This is a genomic window from Actinokineospora spheciospongiae, from assembly GCF_000564855.1.
GTDB classification, from domain to species: Bacteria; Actinomycetota; Actinomycetes; order Mycobacteriales; family Pseudonocardiaceae; genus Actinokineospora; species Actinokineospora spheciospongiae.
This window is the reverse complement of the sequence record NZ_AYXG01000231.1, coordinates 30,265-54,098: the sequence shown is the minus strand read 5'-3', so window position 1 is coordinate 54,098 and position 23,834 is coordinate 30,265. Positions and strand designations below refer to the sequence as shown.

17 protein-coding genes are annotated in these 23,834 nt (G+C 71.2%); 7 read left to right on the top strand and 10 right to left on the bottom strand.

Features of this window, described 5'->3' with window-relative positions; translation table 11 throughout:
• Positions 1 to 9 precede the first annotated feature (9 nt).
• Both UO65_RS29825 and UO65_RS29820 read left to right on the top strand, forming a co-directional pair.
• Positions 10 to 1,818, top strand: coding sequence for a carbamoyltransferase family protein (locus tag UO65_RS29825; protein ID WP_035289237.1), 1,809 nt, complete (start codon positions 10 to 12; stop codon positions 1,816 to 1,818).
• Entirely contained in the window at positions 1,815 to 2,519 is a 705-nt protein-coding gene (locus tag UO65_RS29820) for a hypothetical protein (RefSeq protein WP_035289233.1), read from the top strand. The genes UO65_RS29825 and UO65_RS29820 overlap by 4 nt, the downstream gene beginning before the upstream one ends.
• Here the strand turns inward: UO65_RS29820 and UO65_RS29815 are convergent, their stop codons facing one another.
• Together UO65_RS29815 and UO65_RS37085 are read right to left on the bottom strand one after the other, a co-directional pair.
• Positions 2,520 to 5,570: a M48 family metalloprotease gene (locus tag UO65_RS29815; protein WP_161784539.1), complete on the bottom strand. Its 3,051-nt coding sequence runs from the start codon at positions 5,568 to 5,570 to the stop codon at positions 2,520 to 2,522.
• Between the two features lie 118 nt (positions 5,571 to 5,688).
• Complete coding sequence (locus UO65_RS37085; RefSeq protein WP_035289229.1) at positions 5,689 to 6,129, bottom strand: hypothetical protein; 441 nt, start codon at positions 6,127 to 6,129, stop codon at positions 5,689 to 5,691.
• A gap of 190 nt (positions 6,130 to 6,319) precedes the next feature.
• Here UO65_RS37085 and UO65_RS29805 point away from each other — a divergent pair, with 190 nt between their 5' ends.
• On the top strand, positions 6,320 to 7,798 hold the full coding sequence (locus tag UO65_RS29805; RefSeq protein ID WP_035289227.1) for a flavin-containing monooxygenase: 1,479 nt from the start codon (positions 6,320 to 6,322) through the stop codon (positions 7,796 to 7,798).
• 19 nt (positions 7,799 to 7,817) lie between these two features.
• Here the strand turns inward: UO65_RS29805 and UO65_RS29800 are convergent, their stop codons facing one another.
• Positions 7,818 to 8,765 (bottom strand): hypothetical protein, encoded by a 948-nt coding sequence (locus UO65_RS29800; RefSeq protein ID WP_052021986.1) that lies wholly within the window; start codon positions 8,763 to 8,765, stop codon positions 7,818 to 7,820.
• Between the two features lie 177 nt (positions 8,766 to 8,942).
• On the opposite strand from UO65_RS29800, the gene UO65_RS29795 reads away from it, so the two are divergent.
• Both UO65_RS29795 and UO65_RS29790 read left to right on the top strand, forming a co-directional pair.
• A complete protein-coding gene (locus tag UO65_RS29795; protein WP_084176381.1) occupies positions 8,943 to 9,731 on the top strand; it encodes an HpcH/HpaI aldolase/citrate lyase family protein in 789 nt (262 codons plus the stop codon).
• Positions 9,732 to 9,935: 204 nt separating this feature from the next.
• Entirely contained in the window at positions 9,936 to 11,537 is a 1,602-nt protein-coding gene (locus UO65_RS29790) for an ABC-F family ATP-binding cassette domain-containing protein (protein WP_035289218.1), read from the top strand.
• 71 nt (positions 11,538 to 11,608) lie between these two features.
• On the opposite strand, the gene UO65_RS37685 is transcribed toward UO65_RS29790, so the two are convergent.
• From UO65_RS37685 to UO65_RS29775, 3 genes are all read right to left on the bottom strand, one after another.
• Positions 11,609 to 12,844 carry a fatty acid desaturase family protein gene (locus UO65_RS37685; RefSeq protein ID WP_052021985.1) on the bottom strand — a complete coding sequence of 412 codons (1,236 nt, stop codon included), beginning with the start codon at positions 12,842 to 12,844 and terminating at the stop codon, positions 11,609 to 11,611.
• Between the two features lie 22 nt (positions 12,845 to 12,866).
• Positions 12,867 to 13,931 (bottom strand): ferredoxin reductase, encoded by a 1,065-nt coding sequence (locus tag UO65_RS29780; protein ID WP_035289215.1) that lies wholly within the window; start codon positions 13,929 to 13,931, stop codon positions 12,867 to 12,869.
• A 129-nt stretch (positions 13,932 to 14,060) separates the two neighbouring features.
• On the bottom strand, positions 14,061 to 14,840 hold the full coding sequence (locus UO65_RS29775; RefSeq protein ID WP_035289213.1) for an SDR family oxidoreductase: 780 nt from the start codon (positions 14,838 to 14,840) through the stop codon (positions 14,061 to 14,063).
• A 142-nt stretch (positions 14,841 to 14,982) separates the two neighbouring features.
• Between UO65_RS29775 and UO65_RS29770 the strand changes: the two genes are divergently transcribed.
• The gene (locus UO65_RS29770) at positions 14,983 to 15,627 is read left to right on the top strand and encodes a TetR/AcrR family transcriptional regulator (protein ID WP_035289211.1); all 645 of its coding nucleotides are present in this window, start codon (positions 14,983 to 14,985) and stop codon (positions 15,625 to 15,627) included.
• 120 nt (positions 15,628 to 15,747) lie between these two features.
• Here UO65_RS29770 and UO65_RS29765 read toward each other — a convergent pair whose 3' ends face one another.
• Together UO65_RS29765 and UO65_RS29760 are read right to left on the bottom strand one after the other, a co-directional pair.
• On the bottom strand, positions 15,748 to 21,009 hold the full coding sequence (locus UO65_RS29765) for an NACHT domain-containing protein (RefSeq protein ID WP_035289210.1): 5,262 nt from the start codon (positions 21,007 to 21,009) through the stop codon (positions 15,748 to 15,750).
• An 85-nt stretch (positions 21,010 to 21,094) separates the two neighbouring features.
• Positions 21,095 to 22,291 (bottom strand): FAD-dependent oxidoreductase, encoded by a 1,197-nt coding sequence (locus UO65_RS29760; protein ID WP_035289207.1) that lies wholly within the window; start codon positions 22,289 to 22,291, stop codon positions 21,095 to 21,097.
• 98 nt (positions 22,292 to 22,389) lie between these two features.
• Here UO65_RS29760 and UO65_RS29755 point away from each other — a divergent pair, with 98 nt between their 5' ends.
• Positions 22,390 to 22,941 carry a hypothetical protein gene (locus UO65_RS29755; protein WP_035289205.1) on the top strand — a complete coding sequence of 184 codons (552 nt, stop codon included), beginning with the start codon at positions 22,390 to 22,392 and terminating at the stop codon, positions 22,939 to 22,941.
• Positions 22,942 to 22,946: 5 nt separating this feature from the next.
• Here UO65_RS29755 and UO65_RS29750 read toward each other — a convergent pair whose 3' ends face one another.
• Entirely contained in the window at positions 22,947 to 23,246 is a 300-nt protein-coding gene (locus UO65_RS29750; RefSeq protein ID WP_035289203.1) for a transcriptional regulator, read from the bottom strand.
• Positions 23,246 to 23,806 carry a hypothetical protein gene (locus tag UO65_RS29745; protein ID WP_035289201.1) on the bottom strand — a complete coding sequence of 187 codons (561 nt, stop codon included), beginning with the start codon at positions 23,804 to 23,806 and terminating at the stop codon, positions 23,246 to 23,248. Before UO65_RS29745 ends, UO65_RS29750 begins: the two co-directional genes overlap by 1 nt.
• Positions 23,807 to 23,834: the final 28 nt, after the last annotated feature.

Here is a 23,834-nt window from a genome sequence, read left to right as displayed (position 1 = left end):
GAGCAAGGCATGTACGTCCTGGGCATCAGCCGGGTGCACGACTCGGCGGCGGCGCTCGTCCGCGACGGCGAGATCACCGCCTTCGCCGAGGAGGAGCGCTTCACCCGCGTCAAGCACGACGGCGGCTTCCCCACCGAGGCGATCCGGTTCTGCCTGGACCGCGCGGGCATCACCCTCGCCGACGTCGACCACGTCGCCTACTACTGGCAGCGCTGGAAGGAACCCATCCACGCCGCCAAGGTCTTCGCCCGCTACTTCCCCGGCACCCTGGCCGTCTTCCGCAACGAGACCGGCGACGCGCACAAGGCCGCGAGCATGGTCGACACCCTGCGCACCGGCGGCGGCAAGGGCCCCGACGACTACCACGTGGGCGGCGCCGTCCTGGCCCACGTCAAGCGCTCCTACACCCTCGGCCGCGACGTCCGCGAAGCCTTGGGCTTCACCGGTGAGACCAAGTTCAAGGTCCACCTGATCGACCACCACCGCTCGCACGCGGCCAGCGCCTACTACATCAGCCCGTTCGACGAGTCGGCCGTGCTCACCTTCGACGGCATCGGCAGCGACGGCACCAGCACCCTGTTCGCCCACGGCCGCGGCGACCGCATGGTCGACCTGCGCCGGATCAAGTTCCCGCACTCCCTCGGCGCGATGTACGCGGGCGTCACCGGCTACCTGGGCTTCTACCCCACCATGGACGAGGGCAAGGTCATGGGCCTGGCACCCTTCGGCCGCGACACGTACGTGGAGCAGTTCAAGGACCTGGTGCACCTCGACCCCGACGGCGGGTTCGAGCTGAACCTGGAGTGGTTCCGCCACCACACCACCGGCAAGCACCTGATGTCGCAGAAGTTCACCGACACCTTCGGCCCCGCCCGCGAGCGCACCAAGGTCTCCGCGGCCAACCCGGTGCCGCAGCACTACATGGACATCGCCTACGCCCTCCAGGTCACCCTGGAGGAGGCGGGCCTGCACATCGCCCGCTGGTTGCAACGCGAAACCGGCTCCAAGCGCCTGTGCGTCGCGGGCGGTGTTGCCCTCAACAGCGTCATGAACGGCCGCCTGCTGCTGGAGACCGACTTCGAGGAGTTCTTCGCCCAGCCCGCCGCCGCCGACGACGGCTGCGCGGTCGGCGCGGCCCTGGAGGTCACCGTCGGCAAGCACCGCCTGCCCCGCCCCCGCACCGGCTACACCTACACCGGCCCGGACTACACCGAGGCCGAAATGGAGCTGGCGCTGCAGGACGCGGGCGTGGAGTACACCCGGGTCGACGACATCGCCGCGCACACCGCCGCCCGCATCGCCGACGGCATGATCGTCGGCTGGGTCCAGGGCCGGATGGAGTGCGGCCCGCGCGCCCTGGGCAACCGCTCCCTGGTCGCCGACCCGCGCCTGGCGGAGTCCAAGGAGCGGATGAACGAGAAGGTCAAGCACCGCGAGCCGTTCCGCCCCTTCGCCCCGAGCTGCCTGGCGGAGAAGGCGGGGGAGTGGTTCGCCAGCGGCTATCCTTCCCCGGTGATGCTGCTGGTCTTCGACGTGCTGGAGCACCAGCGCGCCGCCGTCCCGGCCATCACCCACGTGGACGGCACCGCCCGGGTGCAGACGGTCAGCGAAACCGACAACCCGCTGTATTGGCGCATGATCAGCGAGTTCGAGAAGCTCACCGGCGTCCCCATGGTCGTCAACACCTCGTTCAACGACAACAACGAACCCATCGTCGCCAGCCCCGCCGACGCGATCGCCTGCTACCTCAAGACCGATGTGGACGCGCTGGCGCTGGGCCCGTTCTGGGTGGAGAAGCAGCGCATGGAGACCGAGTGACCGCCGTCCGACCCGAATCCCCACCCGCGACCCGGCTCAACTGGGTGCGCGCGCTGTACGAGCGCAGGCGCTGGCTGTGGGTGGTCCCGGTGGTGCCCGCCGCCGTGGTCGCGCTGCTGGTGATGGCCGTCCTGCCGCCGGACCAGACCCTGGACAACCTGGGAGAGTTCGCGCTCAAGCTGGTCCCGTTCGGCTGCGCGGTGGCGGCGGTGGCGCTGATGCCGCGCTGGAGGGTCGCCCCCTGGCTGCTCCTGCTCGCCGTGTTCGTCTACATGGGGTACCTGGACACGGAACTGGTGCTGCGCATCCAGGAGTACGGCCGCACGGCGCTGACCGACGAGGGCACCTTCGCCCCCATCTACCAGTTCGAGCTGTTCATCACCACGTTCATCGTCCTGTTCGCGCTCATGGCCTACCGGCTCGGCGGCGCCCGCACGGCGAACGTGCTCAAGACGGGCCTGGCGGCCATCCTGGTCGTCATCTCCGGCCTCAACGACCTCACCTTCTGGGCGGCCAACGACGTCTGGGCGGCGGGGGAGAAGCCCGAGGCGCTGCACTGGGCCTCCCACATGATCGTCTTCACCGGCGGCCCGCCCAGCGTGCCGACGGCGGTGGTCTTCATGGTCGTCCACCTGGCCCTGGCCGGGGTGATCGTCGCGCTGCCGGTCGGCAAGTGGGTCGACCGCAAGCTGGCCCCCTGATCAGCCGCCCGACTTCGCCACCACGGCCGCGACGAGGCGATCGGTGTCCGCGGCGGTGGTGGGGCGCCTGCCGTGGAACGACAGGGTGGTGAGGACGTCCCCGCGCACCACGAAGACCTCGCGGGAGTACAGGGTCAGGTAGGGGCCGCCGTAGGTCACCTCGGCCACCCACGGGGTGCCACCGACGACCCGGACCCCGATGTCCAGGGTGATGTCCCCGGAGGAGACCGAGTAGCGGGCGCAGCGGGCGTAGAGGTCGGTGATGGCGGCCAACGACCGGTCGGCCGCTGCCGGGTAGCGGAAGACCCACTGGCTGATCGTGGTGTTGCCCGGGCCGCTGAACTGCACCTCGGCCCGGGCCACGGGCTGCTGGGGGCCGACGTCGGCGTTGTCCTGGCTGCACTCCGGCCGGTCCGAGGTCAGCTCGTCCTGCGGTGAGGGCGGCGCCACGGTGAAGCCCGGGGGCAGGTCCGCGGCGGTGAGCAGCAGCGTCGCCAGGTCCACCGGGGGTTTCGTCGTCGTCGGGGCGGGCGGGGTGCTCGGCGTGGCGGCCCGCACCGCGGCCTCCCCGAACGGCAGGAGCCGCAGCAGCGCCAGGAATTCGGTGTTGGCGGCGGTGAACTGCTCGGTGACCGGGCTGGGGTTGCCTGAGGGCGCCGCGAAGACGCGCGCACACTCCTGAGCACCCCGCAGGGAGGCGTCGAGCCCGATGTCCCAGTGCGCCCGCGCCACCGGCACCGGCGGCCCGGGGAACCGCCGGGCGTCGGCGATCCGGTCGACCACCTCGGCGCACCGCGCCACCTGGGCGGGCCGGTCACCCGCCGCCATCCCGAAGAACGCCCGGCCCTGGGCCTGCACGACGTCGTCCAGCAGAACCTGGCCACCGCCCTGCGCCCACACGCGCATCGCGGCGACCGGGTCGAGCTGCCGGGCGGCCGGGGGTTCGGTCGGCAGCAGCGCCACCGCTGACGGCGCGGGCGGGTACGGCACCAACACCGCCACCGTCACCACCACCACGGGCACCAGCGCGACCCGCGCCACCGATCGGTCGGACACCCCGCGCCGCACCGGCTCCGCCTGCCGGGCAGGCACCCGCCGCCGCACGAGCGCCGCCGCGAGCACCGCCGCGACGACGGCGGTGAACGGCAGCACGTGCCACGGCTGCCTGGCCACGACCGCGTCCACGCCACCCCCGGACCAGTGCGCCACCCAGATCGCCGCGCCCCCGGCCACCCCGGTCAACCACGCCGCCACCAGCGCCGCGACCACCCCGGCCCGCCGAGCCGCGCAGGCCACCACCACCTGCACCGCCACCACGGCCACGACCTGCCACGCGGTCCGCACCAGCGCACCCTCCGGCGTGCCTGCGCCCCCCAGCCCGGCGAGGACGACCGCGACCACAGCCCCGACCGCCCCGACCGCCCCCGTGGTGAAGGCGGCCCGGGGCGGCCGGGCCAGCAGCGCCGGGACCAGCCACACCAGCGTCAGCGCGGCGGTCGCCGAGAACCGGTCACCGGGCCCGGTGTACGCCAGGAACACCAACCGCACCACGACCGAATCCGCACCGCCACCCGCCAGCGCGTCGAGCCGGTCGAGCGCGGGGGAGAACACGGTGCTCCAGGCCCCCGCGTACCCGTGCGCGGTGAGCAGCCACCCCAGGCAGCTCCAGCACACGACCAGCACGGCCGCCGCCACCGCCACACCCCGCCCACCGCGCAGCCGATCGCCCAGCAGCACCGCGCACCACCCGGCCCACCCGCACACCAGGGCCGCCACCGCCGCGCCCACCGCCAGCAGCCCCCAGGTGAGCGGGGACAACCGCAGGCCCCGCTCGTCCAGCACGACGGTCGGCACCAGCAGCGTGCCCAGCGCCAGCCCGAGGCCGAGACCCGCCGCCGGGCGCAGGAACACCCCGGACCGGTCCCCGCCCGCCCGCCGGTACGCCGCACCGCGCCACGCGGCCAGGCAGACGAGCACCGCCACCCCCACCGACCAGCACACCCGCACGACGTGCGGCCCGGCCGTGTCCGAGCGCACCCACAGCCCGGACAGGCCGAACTCGGCGGTGCCCGTCAGCACCTGCCAGGTCACCGCGCCCAGGAAGAACGCCCAGAACCCCGGCAGCAGCAGCACCCGCGGGTCGTTGGTCGCGGCGAGCCGGGCCGCGCGGGTCGGGTGGGCGGTCAACCGCGGCGCCCGCACCTCCGGCAGCGCCCGGTACGGGTCGGCGTCCCCGGTCCAGCGCACCACCAGCGCGTCGGCGTGGAACTCGCGGGCGCGCAGCACCGAGGTCCGGGCCGCGTAGGCGAGCGCCAGCAGCACCGGGAACCACAGCAGCAACGTCACGGTGGACGTGTCCCACCCCAGCCCGCCGTACACCGCCCTGGCCACGCCCCACAGGTACGGCAGGACCGCCACCACCAGCACGGCCCGCCACACGGCGATGGTCGCGTAGGTCATCGGCACGTCGCGGTGCCGCAGGTGGGCGAGTTCGTGCAGCACCACCGCGTCGAACGCGGGCCGGTCCCGCCCGTGCAGCAGCACCAACCCCACGTCCAGGGCCACGACCGGCCGCCGGTGGGTGCCGAACGCGACCCCACCCGCCCTCGGGCTGCCCGGGTCGAGCCGGAACTCCGGCATCGCGGGCAACCCGGCCCGGCGGGTCAGCTCCACCAGCAACGGCTCCACCCGCGCCCACAAGGCGGGCACCGCCCGCAACTCCACCAGCCTCCCGCGCCGGATTCGCCACCACGGCTGCGCCTGGTAGATCAGCCAGGTGACGAGGGCGAGCAGCAACAGGCCACCCGCCAGCCACAGCAGTTGCCCGCCGCGCAGGGCGTTCAGGCAGTCGTAGTAGCCCCGCCACTTGCGCCCGTCCAGATCCAGTGCCCCCGAGGTGGCGGGGTAGAGGTCGTGCAACACCAGACAGCGGGCCCTGGCCAACCCGCGCCCCGCGAACGCGGTCTCGGAGAAGGAATCCGCGACGAACAGGGTGATCGCCAGGGCGATGCCGATCAGCGTCACGAACCGGAACGCGGTACCGGCGGGCACCGCGCCCGCCGGGCTGCTGCCCGCGCCTGCGGCAGGTGCCGCGCCTGCGGCAGGTGCCGTGCCGGTGGATTCCGGGGCGGGGCCGCCCGTGTCGAGGTGGGGGCGGTCCCCGGGCGGGTCAGGCGGGGTCGGGGCCACGGCTCAGTTCGGCGATCACCGCGTCGGCGATTCTCGTCGCTTCCTCCGGGGAGCGGCCCAGTTCCAGGGCCCGGGCCTCGACCACCCGGCGGACCGCATCGGAGTCGTCGCCTCGGCGGAAGACCTTGCGGATCAGCTTGCCGCCGCCCTTGACCAGGGATTCGCCCGCCTTGTCCAGCAGGTGCTGGTACACCGAGGCGCCGACCGCCAGCGCCACCGGGGTCACCATGGTCACCACGGTGCCGATGCCCGATCCCAACACGGGTGCCCGTGGCCCGTCCTCGGCCAGGACCCGTTCCGGGTCGCGCAGGAACTCCTGCCCCACGACGTCCACCACGACCGACTCGTCCGGTGCCAGGTCGGCCACCACCGCCTTGGCGATCCCCACCACGAACTCGTCGTACTCCGCGCTGCGACCCACAGCGACCTCCCCGCTCCGAGACGGGACATCATCGCGTGCCCCCGGGCCGAGATCATCCCGCCAAAGCGGTGAACCCGGGTCCGCTTCCGGGTGGAAGCCCCCAGGGGCGCGCGGGTCATTGCCCCGAACGGCGGTCCGGCAGTAGCCTACCGGCCAGTAGGTTTCTGCACCTCGACGAGGAGGACGACCCATGCGCAGGTACGACGCGCTCGTCGTGGGCGCCGGGTTCGGTGGGCTGGGCGCCGCGATCGAACTCAAGCGGCTCGGCTACGACGACATCCTGGTCGTCGACCGCGAGGACGACCTGGGCGGCACCTGGCACGTCAACCGCTACCCGGGCCTGGCCGTCGACATCGCCTCGGTGACCTACTCGTACTCCTTCGCCCCCAACCCGTACTGGTCGCACGTGTTCGCCAGGGGCGCGGAGTTGAAGCGCTACGCCGAGCACGTCGCCGACACCTTCGACCTGCGCAGGCACCTGCGGTTCCGCACGTCGGTCGAGGGCGCGGAGTGGGACGACACCGCGAAGCACTGGGCGGTCCGCTTCACCGGCGGTGAGACCGTGCACGCCCGCTACCTGCTGACCGCGACCGGGTTCCTGTCCCAGCCGAAGAAGCCCGACATCCCCGGCGTGGACGACTTCGCGGGCACCGTCGTGCACAGCGCGGCCTGGGACGACGGTGTCGACCTCACCGGCCGCCGCGTCGCCGTCATCGGCACCGGGGCGACCGCCGTGCAGCTCATCCCGAAGCTCGCCCGCGCGGCGGCGGACCTGACCGTCTACCAGCGCACCCCGATCTGGGTCACGCCCAAGCTCGACGGCCGCATCCCCGGGTCGGTGCAGCGCCTGTTCGCCCGCTTCCCGGCCACCCAGCGCGCGGTCCGGGCGGTCAACTCCGCGGTCCTCGAACTGATCATGGTCGTCGGCGTGCTCAACTACCGCCGCGCCCGCCTGGCCAACAAGGGCGCCGAACTGCTCGCCCTGGGCCACCTGCGCCGCCAGGTGCGCGACCCGAAGACCCGCGCCGCGCTGACCCCGAACTACTCCTTCGGCTGCAAGCGCCCCACGTTCTCCAACGACTACTACCCGACGTTCAACCGGCCGAACGTCCACCTGGAGACGACCCCGATCGACCACATCGCCGCCGACGGCATCATCACCGCCGACGGCCGCAAGACCGACGTCGACACCCTGGTCCTGGCGACCGGCTTCGACCTGTGGGACGCCAACTTCCCGGCCATCGAGGTGATCGGCCGCGAGGGCCGCGACCTGGGCGCGTGGTGGCGCGAGACCCGGTTCCAGGCCTACTGCGGCGTCACCGTGCCCCGCTTCCCGAACCTGATCAGCCTCAACAGCCCCTATTCCTACAACGGCCTGTCCTACTTCTGGACCATCGAGGCCCAGATGAAGCACATGAACCGCCTGTTCACCGAGATGAAGCGGCGCGGCGCCACGACCTTCGAGGTCACCGACGCGGCCAACGACGCCTTCCTGGCCCGGATGACCGACAAGCTCCAGGACTCGGTCTTCTACGTCGGCAACTGCGCCCCCGCCCGCAGCTACTACTTCAACCACCACGGCGAGGCGGCCCTGCTGCGCCCCACCTCCACCCGCAACGGCCTGCACGAGGCGGCGAACTTCCCGCTGGACTCCTACACCTACGCCTGATCAGTCCACTCCGGACCGATCAGGACGCCGGGCAGCCCGACGCGGTGGGCATCGGCGCCGTGGGGTCGAAGGCCGCCGCCCTGACCTCCTCCGCGACGCCCGCGGCGGTCGAGCGCTCGCCGAACGCGGGGGCGAGCACCCCCCGGTCGAAGGCGAAGCAGTTGATCGAGTACGCGTACCTGTTCCACCCCTGCGCCCAGAGACCGGTGAAGCCGGTGCTGAAGTGGGCCGCGTCGCGCACCACGTAGTCGGCGTCGACGCGCAGGACGGTGACGAGGTCCATCGGCCCGGTGATCGTCCGGGGGTCGTCCGGGGCGAACGCGTAGGCGAAGGCGTACCTCGTGTGCACCGTCAGCTCACCGAGCGCGCCCGCCGCCACGGTCATGGTCCCGGTGACCTTCGGCGGCACGTCGAGCAGGCGGTGCTCCGGGGACAGGTTGGTGCGCAGCCCGCCGCTGGCCAGCAGGTACTCGCGCCCCTTCGGGGCGAACATCGCCAGGTACCCGTCGAGGCCGCGGCCGTGCGTCACCTCCCCGTCGAGGTGCGCCGCGACCACGGCCCGGTGCACCAACCCGGTCGCGGCGGACACCTGCTCGGCGGTGAACCCGCCCACCGGGGTCGCCGCGGGCACCACTACCCCGGCGGCCCCGTCCGCCCACCCGGCGGCGGGCGTGCCCGCGAACGGCTGCGCCAGGTCGACCCGCCGCACCTCCACCCGCGTCGTGCTCGTCGGGACCGCCAAGCCCGGCCTGGTCGCTCCCCGGTCGACCGAGTCCAGCATCAGGCTGCCCGCCACGGCCACCCCGAGCACGGCCGCCCCGGCGACGACCTTGCGCCGGTGCGCGGCCCAGAACGCCGACCGTCGCCGGGGCCGCTTGGGCGGCCGCACCCGCCGCGCGGTCTCCCGCGCCAGCCGGTCCCACTCCGGCCCCCGCAGGTCGGGGTGGTCGAAGATGTCGTCCGCCACAGCAGCCCCCAGGCTCGTCGTCCGCTGAACGTCGAACGATAACCCAGGTGGCGCAACGGTTCTCCCACCGGAATCGGCCACCACGTGGCGGGCCGGTGGGGGAATCGCAGACCGGGTCGGGCGAAGTGGCGCGGGCGCGCGTCCACCGGTGCGGCGGGGTTGTGCTGGGATGGTCCGGTGACCGACATCGCCACCGCCCGCACGCTGCTGTTCGTCCCCGGCACCCGGCCCGAGCGCTTCGCCAAGGCCGCCGCCTCAGGTGCCGACGCCGTGGTGCTCGACCTGGAGGACGCGGTCGCCGCCGAGGACAAGGCCGCCGCCAGGGCCGAGGTGGTGGCGTGGCTGGACCAGGGCAACGCGGCCGTGGTGCGGGTGAACGCGGCGGGGACGCCCTGGCACGAGGACGACGTCCGCGCCGTGGCCGGGCGGGCCTCGGCGGTCATGGTGGCCAAGGCCGAGCGGCCCGACGACCTGGCCGCCATCCCCGGGCCGGTGGTCCCGCTGGTCGAGACGGCCACCGGCGTGCTCGACGTGCGGGCGCTGTGCGCGGTCCCCGGGGTGGTGCGGGTCGCGCTGGGGCACATCGACCTCGCCGCCGAACTGGGCGTCGCCCCGGATTCGCGGGAGGCGCTGCTGCTGAGCCGGTCGGCGCTGGTGGTCGCGTCGGCCGCGTCGGGGCGGGCGGGGCCGGTCGACGGGGTCACCACCGCCTTCGGGGACCACGACGCGCTGCGCTCGGACCTGGCGCACGCCCTGGGGCTCGGTTTCACCGGCAAGCTGTGCATCCACCCCGGCCAGGTGGCGCCCGCGCACGCGGCGATGGCGCCCGGCGCGGACGAGGTGGCGTGGGCGCGCGGGGTGCTGGCGGCGGGGGCGAGCGGGTCCGTCACCGTCTACAACGGACAGATGGTCGACCGGCCGGTCCTGCTCCGCGCCAACGGCATCCTGCGGCGCGCGGGAGGCTGACCGGGGCGCCCGCTGGTACGGTGGCGGTGAAGACCGAGCACGGGGAGTGATCCACCGATGGTGGCCGAGGACGACGTTTCCGGGTAGACCGGCCGTCTGACCAGCGGTGTCCGCATAGCGGCACCGCTACCGGTCGTGCGCTCCTTTCCTCCCACCCTCCCCGGACGGCCGCTGCCGCCCGGCTTCGCGCATGAGGACTTCCGCGTGTCTTCCATCATCTGTTCCGCCCTGTCCTTCTCCTGGTCCGACGGCACCCCCGTCTTCGCGGACCTGAGCTTCACCGCAGGCCCCGGCCGGACCGGCCTGGTCGCGCCGAACGGCGCGGGCAAGAGCACCCTGCTCAAGCTGATCGCGGGGGAGCACACCCCGACCGAGGGGTCGGTGACCGTCGACGGGGTGCTCGGCTACCTGCCGCAGACCCTGCCCCTGACCGGGGAACCCACCGTGGCCGAGGTGCTGGGGATCGCCCCGGTCGTGCGGGCCCTGGCCGCCATCGAGGCCGGGGACACCGACGAGGAGCACTTCGCCGTGGTCGGCACCGACTGGGACGTCGAGGACCGGGCCCGGGTGCAGCTCGACCGGCTCGGCCTGGCCGGGGTCGCCCTCGACCGGCGGCTGGACACCCTCAGCGGCGGCCAGGTCGTCACCCTCGGGCTGGCCGCGCAACTGCTCGCCGACCCCGACGTGCTGGTGCTCGACGAGCCGACCAACAACCTCGACCGCGACGGCCGGGCCCGGCTCGACGCCGTCGTGCGCGAGTGGAAGGGGTGCCTGCTGCTGGTCAGCCACGACCGGGCGCTGCTCGACCGGATGGACCGCATAGCCGAGCTGGACCAGGGGCGGGTGCAGGTCCACGGCGGGAACTTCACCTCGTGGGAAGCCGCCCGGCAGGCCTCCCGCGAGGTGGCGGAGAAGAACATCCGCAACGCCGAGCAGCAGCTCAAGCGGGAGAAGCGGGAGATGCAGCAGGCCAGGGAACGGGCCGCGCGCCGGTCGGGCAACGCCGCCCGGACCAACACCGACATCCCCCGCATCATCCAGGGCGGCCTGAAGCGGCGCGCCCAGGAGTCCGCGGCCAAGGCCGACGACACCCACGGCAACCGGGTCGACGCGGCGCGCGCCCGGCTGGACGCGGCGGAGCGGTCGCTGCGCGAGGACGAGGCGATGGCCCTGTCGCTGCCCGACACGGAGGTCCCCGCAGGTCGCACCGTCTTCCACGGCGAGCGCCTGCGGGTCCGCGACCTGTTCGGCGACGGCCTCGACCTGGTCGTCCGCGGTCCCGAGCGGATCGCGCTGCTGGGGGCGAACGGCGTGGGCAAGTCGACCCTGCTGCGGGTCGTCTCGGGCGCGCTCACCCCGGACGCGGGGCTGCTGACCCGGGCCGAGGGGCGGGTGGCGTACCTGTCGCAGCGCCTCGACCTGCTCGACCCCGCGCTGAGCACGGCGGAGAGCCTGCGGGCGGTCACCCCGGGGATGCCGGAACCGGACCGGATGAACCTGCTGGCCAGGTTCCTCTTCCGCGGCCCCCGGGCCCACCTCCCGGTGGGCGCGCTGTCCGGCGGCGAGCGGCTGCGGGCGACCCTGGTGTGCGTGCTGTGCGCCGAACCGGCACCGCACCTGCTGCTGCTCGACGAACCCACCAACAACCTCGACCTGCTCGGCGTCGAACAGCTCACGGCCGCGCTCAACGCCTACCGGGGCGCGTTCGTGCTGGTCAGCCACGACGAACGGTTCCTGGCCGACGTCGGCGTGGACCGCGGTCTGCGCTTGGCCGAGGGCGGGCTCACCGAGGTGGACGTGCCCTGAACCGGCGCGTGCCCTCGCGGGAGCACCCCGCGAGGGCACGCGCCGAGCACTTCACCGGCCTCCCGCGACGGTCAGGAGGTCCAGACGTCGGGGGTGGGGGACCCCGGGCAACGCGGAGAGCTGTCGGAGACGCAGGCATGGGCGCGATCGGGGACGTCGGTTCCGGCCGCCGACCCGACCAGCACCCCGGCAGCGAAGGCCACCACCGCGAATCGCACTGCGACGCCGAACGAACACATGATCGTGGAACGCATCACGCACCTCTTCCCGGAAGGAGCTGTCCGCCCCAACCCTGCGCCCGGCGGCCCGGCGGCGGCAACGGGTTCCCCGTTCACCGGCACGCGGACCACGGGCAACGCGGGGCCGTCCCGTTCCCACCTCCGGCGCGGCCCGGATGGGCGCGGCAGGCGATGGTCGCCTCCACTGGTCGCAGGACATCGGGCCGGGTTCACGGGAACGCGGGCACCGCCTCGCGCTGCCGCCGCTTCTCCGCCTTGACCTCTTCCGGCTCCACGTACGGGCCGGGCTTGGGCCGCGGGGCACCGCCGGGGAATGCCAGCCGCAGGATCGTGCGCTGCACCGAACCCCACTGCTTGCGCAGCGGCCCGGTGTTGTACGGCAGCCCGTACCGCGTACACCAGGTAGTCCTTGACGACCTGGCGGCGGGCTTTCACCCCGATCGCCTTGACCTCGTCCCACACCTGCTTCTTGGGCTTGCGACCGGTGCGGATCTTCTCGAAGTCCAGGTCGTGCACCGCAACGCCCCACTCGAAGAAGGCGGTCAGCAGCAGGTTGTAGAACGGTTGCAGCAGGTAGGCGGGCTTCCACGGCTGCCGCGCGTCGATCCGCATGATCTCGTAACCGACGTCGTTGTCCTTGCCGATGACGTTGGTGTAGGTGTGGTGCACGTAGTTGTGCGAGTGCTTCCACGCCGCCGCCGGGGAGGCGGTGTCCCAGTCCCAGGTGGACGAGTGGATGGTGGGGTCGTTCATCCAGTCCCACTGGCCGTGCATGACGTTGTGGCCGATCTCCATGTTCTCCAGGACCTTGGCGACCCCGAGCCCGGCCGCCCCCAGCACCCAGGCCGGTTTGTACCGGGAGAACAGCAGCACCGCGCGGGACAGCAGCGCCAACCGCCGGTGGAAGGTGATCATGTTGCGGATGTAGCGGGCGTCCACCTCGCCGAGGTCGCCGAACACCTCGTCGTGCAGCGCGTCGAACTCGCGGGCGATGCCCGCCAGTTGCTCCTCGCCCAACGCGTACAGGGGGTTCGCCGGGTCGTACGGGGTCGCCGGTCGTGCGGGCATCCCGTCTCCTCTCCGCTCGGTCCTACAGGTCGATTTCGACGTCGCCCTCGGGGGCGCTGATGCAGGTGCGCACCATCTGACCGTCGGCGGTCTCCACCGCCCCGGTGCGCAGGTCGCGTACGGCGCCGTCACGCAGCCTGCCGACGCAGGTGCGGCAGATGCCCATCCGGCAGCCGAAGGGCAGCTTCACGCCCGCCCGCTCGCCACCGACCAGGATGGACACCCCCGTCCCGCACGCGGCCTCGGCGTCGGACACCCGGAACCGCACCCGGCCGCCCGCCCCGTCCCCACCGCCGATCCCGATGACCGGCTGGAACCGCTCCACGTGCAACCGCTCAGCCAGCCCCTCGGCGTCGAACCGCGCCACCACGGCGTCGATCATCGCCCGGGGCCCGGACAGGAACGCCTGCCGCTCCCGCCAGTCCGGGCAGTGCCGGTCGAGGTCGTCGGGGGAGAACCGGGGCACCTCGGCGGTGTGCACCTCGACCAGCCGGTAACCCGGCGCCCGCTCGGCGGTGCGGCGCAACATGGTCCCGAAGATCATGTCGTTCTCGGTCCGGGCGCTGTGCACGTGCACCACGTCGTCGAGGGCGTCCCGCCGCTGCAACTCCCGCACCATGCTCATGATCGGAGTCACCCCACTGCCCGCCGACAGGAACAACACCTTGCCCGGCAACGGTTCCGGCAGCGTGAACTCACCCTCCACCTCCCCGAGGAACACCCGCCGCCCCGGCTGCACCTGCCCGGCGAACACCGGCGACATCCGCCCACCCTCGGTGCGCTTGACGGTGATCGAGACGACCCCACCGGGGTGGTCCGGGTCGGAGGTGATCGTGTACGCCCGCCAGTGCCGGATGCCGTCGATCTCCAACCCGATCCGCAGGTACTGCCCCGGCACGTGCCCCGGCCAGGCGAAGTCGGGCTGGATGACCACGGTCACCGCGTCCCCGCGCCGGCGCCGCAGCCGCACCACCGTGCCGGTGGTCTCGCGGGCGGACCAGCGTGGCCGCAGCAGGGCGAAGTAGTCGTCGGGCAACAGCGGGGAGGTCAGCACCCGCCCCAACCTGTCAGCCGACTGCCAGCCCATCCTTCGAGCCGAGTCGGCCGGATGGTGCTCGGTGGAAGAAGATCTCGATGGCTCGTCGGATGCGGTTGGGCAGGTGGGACGAAGACGCATCCCCTGCGGAGTCGTTCGACCCGGTCGCGCCTGGAGTGCTCATGCGGTCGCGGCCTGGAGGGCGGGGCCGAGGAGGAGTCCGCCGTCGATGACGTACTCCGACCCCGTGATGAACGACGCGTCCGATGACGTGAGGAACAGGAGCAGCCGGGTGACGTCGACCGGTTCTCCGAGTCGGGGGATGGCGAACGGCTCGGGTGAGTAGGAATCGGCGATTGCCGCGGTGGCACCCGCTGCTGGTTCGTGGATGAAGGAGGTCGCGATCACGCCGGGGTGGATGGTGTTCACGCGGATGTGGTCCCGGCCGAGTTCGAGCGCTGCCGTTCGCGTGAGGCCTCGCACGGCCCACTTGCCTGCGACGTACGGCGCGTAGTGGGCCGTGCCGCCCAGGCCCATGGTCGAGGCGATATTGACGATGGTTCCCCCTGCCGCGCGGCGCAGAGCGGGGGCGGCGGCCTTGATGCCGAGGAAGGTCCCGGTGAGGTTGACGTCGAGGATGCGCGACCACGTGGCCTGATCCGTGTTTTCGATCGTCGCGGGCGGGTTCTGCACGCCCGCGTTGTTGACGAGCACGTTCAGGGCGCCGAAGGCGCTCTCGGTGGCCAGCACAGCGGCGGACCACGAGCTCTCCTCGGTGACATCGAGGTGGGTGAAGCGAGCGCGGGTCCCGAGCTCATCGGCGAGAGCGGCGCCGCGTTCGGCGTCAATGCCACCGATCACCACGTTCGCCCCCTCCGCGTGGAAGGCGCGCACGTGGCTCGACCCCTGGCCACCGGCCCCACCGGTCACGAGCACGGTCTGGTTGTCGAAGCGGTGCATCAGGTATTCCTCCGGTGTGCGGGTGAATGACCGGGGTCATCGGTGATGAACGGCGGTCGATGGTGAGCCAGTCGACTCACCATCCCCGACACTAGGTCGAGGGCAGAGGCGAGTCAAGCCACTCACCTCGTATGCTCGCCTCATGAGCAGGGTCGTGACGACGTACCACCAGCGCATCGCCCAGGAGAAGCGCGCGCTGATCCTGGCGGCCGCGACCGCGCTGTTCCTGGAGCTGGGCTACGACCGGACGTCGCTGGCGCGGATCGCAGAGCGCTCGGGCGTTTCGCGGGCCACCTTGTTCAAGCAGTTCCCGACCAAGGCCGCCCTGTTCGACGCCATGGTCACCGAGTCCTGGTCAACCGCTGACGAAGGAGATCCCCCGCAGGCAGGCGACATCGTCAACGGGCTCAGCACCATCGGTCGCCGCTACGCCGAGCTGTTGAGCCACCCCCGGATGACCGACCTGTTCCGAATCGTCATCGCCGAGCTGCCGCGATTCCCCGAACTCGCCAATGCGCAGTTCTCGCACGGGAAGCTGCCCTACTTCGAGTCCGTGCGCGGCTACCTGCTGGCCGAGCACGAGGCGGGAACGGTGCGGGTCGAGGACGTGGACCTCGCGGCCACCCAGTTCCTGGGCATGATCGCCAACTACGTCTTCTGGCCGACACTCCTGGTGCCGGGCTGGGAGGTGAGCGCCGAACGCGCCGCCCAGGTGGTCGACGAGGCCGTCCGAACCACCACCGCCCGATACGCCACGACCGGACCAGGGGCGTCCACCGACGACTGAGCCTCGTCGATGGTCTGTGAAGAGCCACGAATGAGAAGTGTGCGACTCCAGCGGGTGTGTCCGTGAGTGTCCAGGGGGACTCGGTCCATCCGCACCCGGTGACCGCGTGTGGGTTTCGTGTCAGCTCAAGTTGAGGGGTGGCTGTAGGGCGCTGCCTGCCGGCGGCCACTGGGCGTTCAACTCACGCAGCAGAGCCCGGGCCTCACCGAGGCAGAGGTCACTCAGCCGCGCCACGGCCCGCGCAGCCTTGAACCGGATGTGCAGCGGACAGTCCGGATCGTGCGCGACCTCCCGCGCGACGACGGCTGCGGTCTCCCGGAAGTCCCGGTTGTACGTGATCATGGCCAAGGCGGCGCGCAGCCGGACACCGGGTGAGAGCGCGTGGTCGCGGGCCATCCCACGCAACCCCAGCGCGGCCTCGGCGGCCTGGAACCGCCCGATCGCCTCCCAGGCCTGGATGCGTGCGGGCGGTTGGTCGGTCGTCAGAAGTCCACGGAGGATGGAAAGCATCTCCCAGCGCAAGTCCGGCCGGGAGACGCCCAGTTGAAGTGCGGCGCCGGAACGCACGGAGGATGGCATCCCCTCGTCGTGGACGAGTGCGGACAGAGCGACCGCCCCCAACTCGCGCCCCCGTTCACCGAACACCATAAGGTCGCCGGCGGCCCGCCAGCGCAGAGTGGGTCGATTGCCCGTATCGGTGGCAATGGCGTCAAGCACCCGCGCCCCCGCCTCCCGATCCTCCTCCGCGTAATCGCGCAACTGGTTCGCCGCTATCCACCGGGCGGCGACGTGTTCCCGATGGTCGTCCCTGACCCGGCGGACCGGGTCGAGCCCATCGCGGGTGCGCAGCGACCAGAGCACGTCGATTTTGTCTGACGCCGACAGCCTGTCGTCGGCCGCGACCTCCCGGAAGAAGTTCGCCAGGTCATCGGACAGGCCGCGGACCAAGTCGAGGATCAAGCCCGCTGCCCGGCGCCGGGAAGCCCAGACTTCGTTCTCGTCGGCGAGCACGGCTCGCGCCCTGGCGACGAACGTGTCGTGCATCGTGGCATCCAGCTTCGCCAACTCTCGATGCGCTTGGTACTCAACCTTCGGATCGGCAAGCGACGACTTCAGTCGAGCCACGGCTTCGGCGGTGTTGGCGGGCGACAGCTCAACCAGAGCCATAGCGGCCTCGACGCGTTGCGATGGGGAGGTTTCCTCCCCATCGAGGACCTCCCGCAGGACGGCTTCGGCCTCGTCAGCGAGATCCACGCGCTCCCACCTGCTCTGGCCGGTGACTCGTTCGGCCGGTGTCGCGCACCGGTCCGCGAGCAACCGCCGCTCGACCACGTCTCGATCAGCAGCGCTCAGCCATTCGAGCAGAGAGCCGAGGATGGGCGGCCCGGCGCTGGGCTCGCGCGCCAGGTTGGCAGCCAACTGTTCGACCTCGCGGGAACGGGTGGATTTCGAAATCAACCATTCAAAGGCAGCGTGGCGATCGGTGACCGGGCCCTCCTCGCACCATGAACGCATGGATCGGAGAACCGCGCCAGCCAAGGACGAATCCAGGCAGACAAGCTTGTTACCGGCTTTGCAGCGGTCGCGGATCGATTGTGACTGATCCCTGAAAACAGCTCGATGAAAGGTCACACTGCTGTCGACTTCCTCATCAACAGTCATCGCCAACTCGCAGGACGCATCGATCCGCCACTGCAAGTCCAGATTGCTGTCGTCGACTTGCGAACGCAATTCGGCTACGGCCAACGGTCGTGAGTTCTCATCCAACTGTGCGACGAGCGCTGCCGCTCCTTCGCGCTGAGTACGCGATTTGTCTCGATCCCGTACCAGCTTGCGAAGTCGGTTGATCAAAAGGGTAGTCGATGCTGGCGAATCGGTCAGCAGCAATTCCCACTGCCGTCTTGTGCTCGTTTCGTCATCTAATATTAGGTTCACGACCCCTGGGGCGCAGTCAGGAGCCAGTTTGGCCAAGGTTCGGCCCAACTCCCATCGGAGAGTCGAACTTGACTTGCTCGCCAGTCGAGTTCGCAACATGCCGACTGCATCGGGGATCAGGGACCGATCCACGCGATCGATCGCGCGAGCAACCCCGCAAAGCATTTTGTCATTCAATTCTGACTCGTGGAGCCTGTCTCGCAATGCGTGAAGCAGAAGGCTGCGCGCAGTGGGGCCGAACTCGTAAAAATTGGTTGCGATACCTTCGATCAACCTAGGGATGATCGTGGGATCGTTCAATAGTGCGACGGCTCTGCCAAGAGCGGCGGGGCGAAACTTCCTTCCATAATTTCCTAAGCTAATTGTTGCGCCGAAGCGGATTGCTCCTGCCACTCGTAAATCTTGGGCAATGGCCAGAATCTCCTGGCCGGGCAGTACATCCACATCGCTGTCCGAATAAATGTAGAAGTGATCGCGGTGCATTTCCCAAGCTGATATTCCGGATGGTTTGCACAGTTTCCTCATCGCTTCTGCGACTGATAATTCATTTTCGCAGTTCAACTCTCGCGTCAACCGCAGAGCGTTCATCTGTGCATCTGGATCTGTCGAATGTTTGATGATCGTTTGGATATGCTTCAGAACGGCCGGGTGGAATCTCGGGTCCAGTAGAACTAGTTCGCTGGCTGCCAGCACCTGTGAGGCAGCGGTTGCTGCTGGATCTTGGAGCATGGTACGAAGCTCGGCGACCGCGGGTGATTTATAAGGCTCGCCCAGGTTCGCGAGTCGCCCGAGGGCGCGCGTTCGCTCGAACGACAAGATGGTGGGATTTGCGGCCAGTCGGGTTAATGCTTGAGCAGCCTCATCGCGGTACTCCGGACCCAGGTCGGCCAGCCAGCGGACAGCCCAAAAATGGTCGTTTGTTCCCGAAGTCCGGTCCTTGATAGCCGATCGCAGCAACTCCAATCCTAGTTGCATGAGGCCGTGGCCAGCCAGAATTGATCCCAAAAATCCACGCTGGTCGGGTCCGTACGCCGACTCCTCGGTCAACTCGTGTAGGAGATGCGTGGCGATGGGGCGGTGCTGCGGGCCCAACTGGGCGACAAGTTGTCCCGCGTGTCCTCGCTCTGAAAGTCGAATTCGCGAATCTCGAGCAAGCCGGGTGAGCGCATCTGCCGCTTTGCTCACATAATCGCCACCCAGGGAAGCCATGCCGAAAATGGCGGCTCTTTGCAGCACGGATGGCGACGTCGGTCGAGACAGGACATCGCTGAAGACTTCGGCGCACTGGGGGTGGTGGTCAACGCTGATCTCCGTCAAGCCCGTGGCCGCCGCCACAGCGTCCGCATCGGCGGACCACGGGTCAGCCATGACCTTCACCAGGCATTCGATCGCGTAGGTGCGCTCTCGGTCGGCGAAGGTCGCCAGTAGAACCGCTGCCATCCGGCAGTGCTCTCCCGAAAGGAATTTTTCTGCGAGAATCGAACGCAAGGCAGTCTTGACCATGTGGCGTTCTGCGCTGCCGCAGTCGGACAGCGCTTCTGCGGCCGCGAGCCGGTCGGAGAGGGTGATCGACGCATCTTCGACGACCGTGCGTAGGAGGCTCGTCGCGGCCTTGCACCCCGCTCCGCGCAGGCGGGTGGCCAGTGCCGCCGCAGCCTCGATCCTGGAGGCCCAGGGTGCGGACGTGTTATGCGCCAGGGTGATGAGCCAGTTGGCGAGACCGGGGTGGTGGGCGGCGCGGCTCGCTTGGGACAGGATGTCTTTGCTTCGGTAATGCGTCGTCAGCGCCCATTTGCCCACTGTCTCCAGGAAGGCGTCGACCACGTCCTCGCTCGCCGGGACGTGCGTTGCGAGCAGGCGGGCTGCCAGGAGGTTGTGGGTGCCGTCGCCGTGGTGGAGCCAGGTGATCAGCGTGTCGGCCTGAGCGGGGTGCAGGCGGGTGTAGTGCAGGAGGACAGCACGGGAGTGCTTGCCGCCTTCCTGCGGGTTGGCGCCGTGCAGCAGGTGGGCGAAAGCGGGGTCCTCCGCGTCGAACTCCTCGGGGAGGAGGCGGGCCTTCGCGGTGGCGGCCAGGTGTTCGGCGAAGCTGTGGTGCAGGAAGCGGAGGTCGTCGCCACGGCGGGACAGTGGGCCGACGGCGGCGAGGTAGGTGATCAGCTCCTCGTGCCACTCCCCGGTCAGGCCGGTGAGGTGTTGCTCCGCCCAGTCCTGGGCGGCGGCGATGAGCGAGGTGTCGGTTTCCAGCCGGATGCGTCCGAGGTGTTCGAGCAGCGGGTCGTACGCCGCCGTGAACGGTCCTTCGGGCTCCGGGTGGGCTGAGCGCAGGAACTTGAGGTACGCCTCGTAGAGCTGGTACCGGTTGTCCGGGAGTGGGCGGTCGCTGTTCTGCTCGAACACGATTGCCGCGATCGTGGCCAGCAGCGGTACCCGGACCAGTTCGTCGAGGTGGGCGGCCCGCAGTTGGCGCAGCAGGCGCCCTGCGCGTTCCTCGTCGCCGAACCAGTTCTCGGCGAAGTGGCGGAGGGCCGCCTCGTCGAACGGTTGCAGTTCGTAGCGGCCCGCGCCCGCGCGTTGCAGGGGGGCGAGGGTGGCGCCGTCGATCGGGCGGGTTGTCAGCACCACCCGGTAGGGAGATCCCACGTCCGCGCCCCAGGTGGCGAGCACGGTGACGAGCCGGTCCCGCTCGGTGCCGTCGGCGACCTCGTCGAGGCCGTCGACCAGCAGCAGCCAGCGGCAACCCGCCACCCGGTCGCGGAGCAGCCGGGCGTCGAACGAGGTGTCCAGCAGGGCGCCGTACTCGGCGCGCGCCGTCTCGGCCAGTGCCTCGGGGAAGGGGGAGCCCAGCCTGGTCGCCAGTTCGCGGGCGGTGAGCCGCAGCGGTACGACCGGCTCGGTCAGTGGCTCGTCCGACTCGGCGGGGTGGTTGCGCCACCTGGTGGTGAGCGTGGCGGCCAGGCGCAGCGACAGCGTCGACTTCCCCTGGCCGGGGCCGCCGGTGACGATCACGTGGTCGGCGGTGTCGAGGGCTTCGCGCACCGTTCGCGTCGGCGGGCGCACGACCACCCTGGCGACGGGGGCGCGGTGCGTCTCGACGACCTGGCCGCGCTCGTCCAGGATCGGTTCGGGCTGCGGTTGGTCGACCGGTTCCTCGATGCCGGTGCCGAGGTCCTGCCGCACGTACACCTCGGCCAGCGACGGGCGCCGTGCGCCGCGCAGGCGGTACGGGAAGTCCTGCGCCTCCGGTGCTTGCGCGCGGAGCAGCGAGCGGATGCCGGCCGGTGGCTCCGGTAGGTCGGCCCAGTTCTCCACTGCTCCGGCCACCTCGGGCGGCGGCGGAGCGGCCTCGCGCGCGTGCAGGTGCACGTCGCCGTGGATTGTGCCTGCTTGCAAGGAGTTTCCGTGGATGACGCCGTCCACGCGGTTGGTCAGTCGCTCCTCGTCGCGCACCCGTACCCCCTCCGGTGGGCGCCCATGGTCGCACGGCGGAGCGCTCGGGCACCGACGATCGGCTCCGGTCGCGTCGCGCCTGCTGTCAGACCGTGAGCCGGGGTGGGTTGGGGCCGTAGGCGTTGGCCCTGGCCGCGCGGGCGCGCACCCCGGGGATCGCGGTGACGACCCGCAGGAAGCGCGGCGGGGTGATCGGCTTGCCGCGGTCGCGGGCCCGGGCGGTGCGCTGCTCGATGCGGACCTGTTGGGCCTGCACCTGCCGGATCGCCGGTTCGCGGTCGGCCTGGATGGTTGCCAGCACGGTTTCGTCGAGGGTGCCCGAGGTCAGGGCGGGGACGAGCCGGTTCGCGGCGGCCACGGCGTCCTGCACCGCCATCAGGATGCCGTTGCCGCCCACCGGGGAGATGACGTGCGCGGCGTCGCCGAGGAGGAGCAGGCCGGGGCGGTGCCAGCGGTCGACCCGGCTGATGTCGACCGAGAGCAGGGTGGTCTGGGCGAAGTCGGTCAGCGCCGGGACGCGGTCGGCCAGCCAGGGGATCTGCTGGGCGACCGAGGCGCGGATCGGTTCCAGGCCCGCCGCCCGGGTGGCCTGGTAACCGCCCTTGGGGAGGCTGTAGCCGACCTGCCAGGTGTCGGTGCCGCCGAGCAGGCCGAGGTAGTGGTCGCGGCCGAAGTACAGGTCGACGTCGGCGTCCGGGGGGTCGGTGGGGAGCCGGGGCAGGCGGAACCACAGCAGGTCCGTGGTGGCGCCGAGGTTCGCGGCGGGGAGGTCGGCGAGCTTGCGGACCGCGGAGAACCGGCCGTCGGTGGCGACCACGAGCCGGGCCTCGACCTCGCCGCCCCGGTGTCGGACGCCGGTCACCGCGCCCGCGTCGTCGCGGAGGAGGTCGATGACGCGGGTGTGCGTGCGCAGGTCGAACGCGGGCAGTTCGGCGGCCCGCTCGGCCAGGAAGGTGAGGAACCGCGACTGCGGCATCAGCGCCACGTACGGGAACCGGCTGCGCACCTTCGCGTAGTCGGCCACGGTCAGCGGGCCGTGCGGGGTGTGGAACCGGAACGAGCGGGCCGGGTGGTGCGCGAGGGCCAGCAGGTCGTCGGCGAGGCCGAGCTGGTCGAACAGCTCCAGCGTGTACGGGTGCAGCGAGTCGCCGCGGAACTCGCGGGCGAAGTCGCCGTGCGATTCCAGGACGGTCGTCCGCACGCCCGCCCGCGCCAGCAGGTACCCCAGCACCATGCCGCCGGGGCCACCGCCGACGACCACCACCGGTCGCGTGTTGTCCATGCCCCCATCCTGGCCACCCGCCGCCCACCCCGCCGGGTGGGCGCCGACGTGACGTTGATCCCCGTAACGGGTTGCCGCACCCCACCGATCTGCGCCTTGTGACAGACGACTGGCTCCGCACGGGCGGTCCCGAGGAGACGTTCCGGGTCGCGCCGGTCGAACGGGACGTGGCGAGCCTGCGGCGGGCCAGGGCCGAGTCGCTGCGGGCGGCCAACCTCGACACCTGGAACCGGGGGCGGGACCGGCTCGTCGAGGCGATCCGCGACACCCGGGCCGTGCTCAGGGCCGCGGGCTCACCGGGCCTGGGCACGGTCGTGCGCTTCTCGCTGCTGGTCCGCAACTGGCGCGGCTGGGTCCTGTCGGAGGGCTTCTACCTGCTCGCCAACGGTGACATGGCCGCCCAGCCCGGCGACGAGGCGTTCCGCCACCGCTTCCGCCACCGCCCGGAGGACTACGCCAGGCGGGTGCTGACCACGACCTGGACCGAGTACCGCCACGGCGACGACCGCACCGGCGTCCCGCACGACCGGCTGGACGAGACCAGCCCGGCCGAGTTCGAGAAGTGGGTGGCCGACCGGGTCCGCGGCACCGCCCGCCCCCTCGCCGTCCTCCTCGTCCGCCACGGCCTCCGCGACGACGACCTGCTGTAGCCCCGTCAGCGCAGGTGGGGGTCGACCCTGGCGATGGTGTCGCGCAGGGCGGTGATGTGCTCGGTGAGGGCGCGGCGGCCGGTGCGGGTGAGGGAGATCCAGGTGGTGCGGCGGCCCGCGTGGACCCCCTTCCTGCTGCGCACGTAGTCGATCCCGGCCAGCGCCGAAACCTGCTTGGACAGCACGGAGTCGCTGACGCGCAGTTCGTCACGGAGGGCGGCGAACTCCAGTTCGGTGACGGCGGCGAGCAGGCTGAGCAGCTTGAAGCGGAGCAGGGATTGCAGGTTGGGGTCGAACTCGGCCATCAGGCCGCCGCCAGGAGCAGGACGACACCGGCGGCGGCGAGGGTGGCGAAGGCGAGCAACTGCCACCGCGACTGGGCGCGGGAGTGCGCCACCGGGTCGCCGCGGTAGGCGCTGAACCACCGCCGTCCGCCCAGCGCGTAGCCGATCCCGCCCGCGGCGGAGCAGACGGCGGTGAGCCACCACAGGTCGAGGTGGCCCGCCCAGACGGCACCCGCCAGGGCCGCGGTGTAGGACAGGGACGCGGTGGTGGCCGTGCCGAGCACGGCCCGGTGGGCGAGCCCGGCGATCCACACCCCGTTGAGGTTGCGGAACCGGGTGAGCTGGGCGACCGCCACCGCGCAGAAGACGAGCAGGCCCGCGGCCAGGACCAGGTGCGACCAGGTGGTGCCGACCGCGAGGCCGACCGCGGTGGTGGCGAGCTGCGTGGCGACGGCCACGGCGATCGACCCGAAGAACAGCCCCGGGAGGCGGAGTCGGGCCGCCAGGCCCTCCTGCGACCGCCGCGCGTCGCCGAGCGCGGTCGCGGCCTCGTCCGGCTGCGGGGTCCATGAACTTTCCATGTCGGAAAGTGTAGGCCGTGCTTTCCGT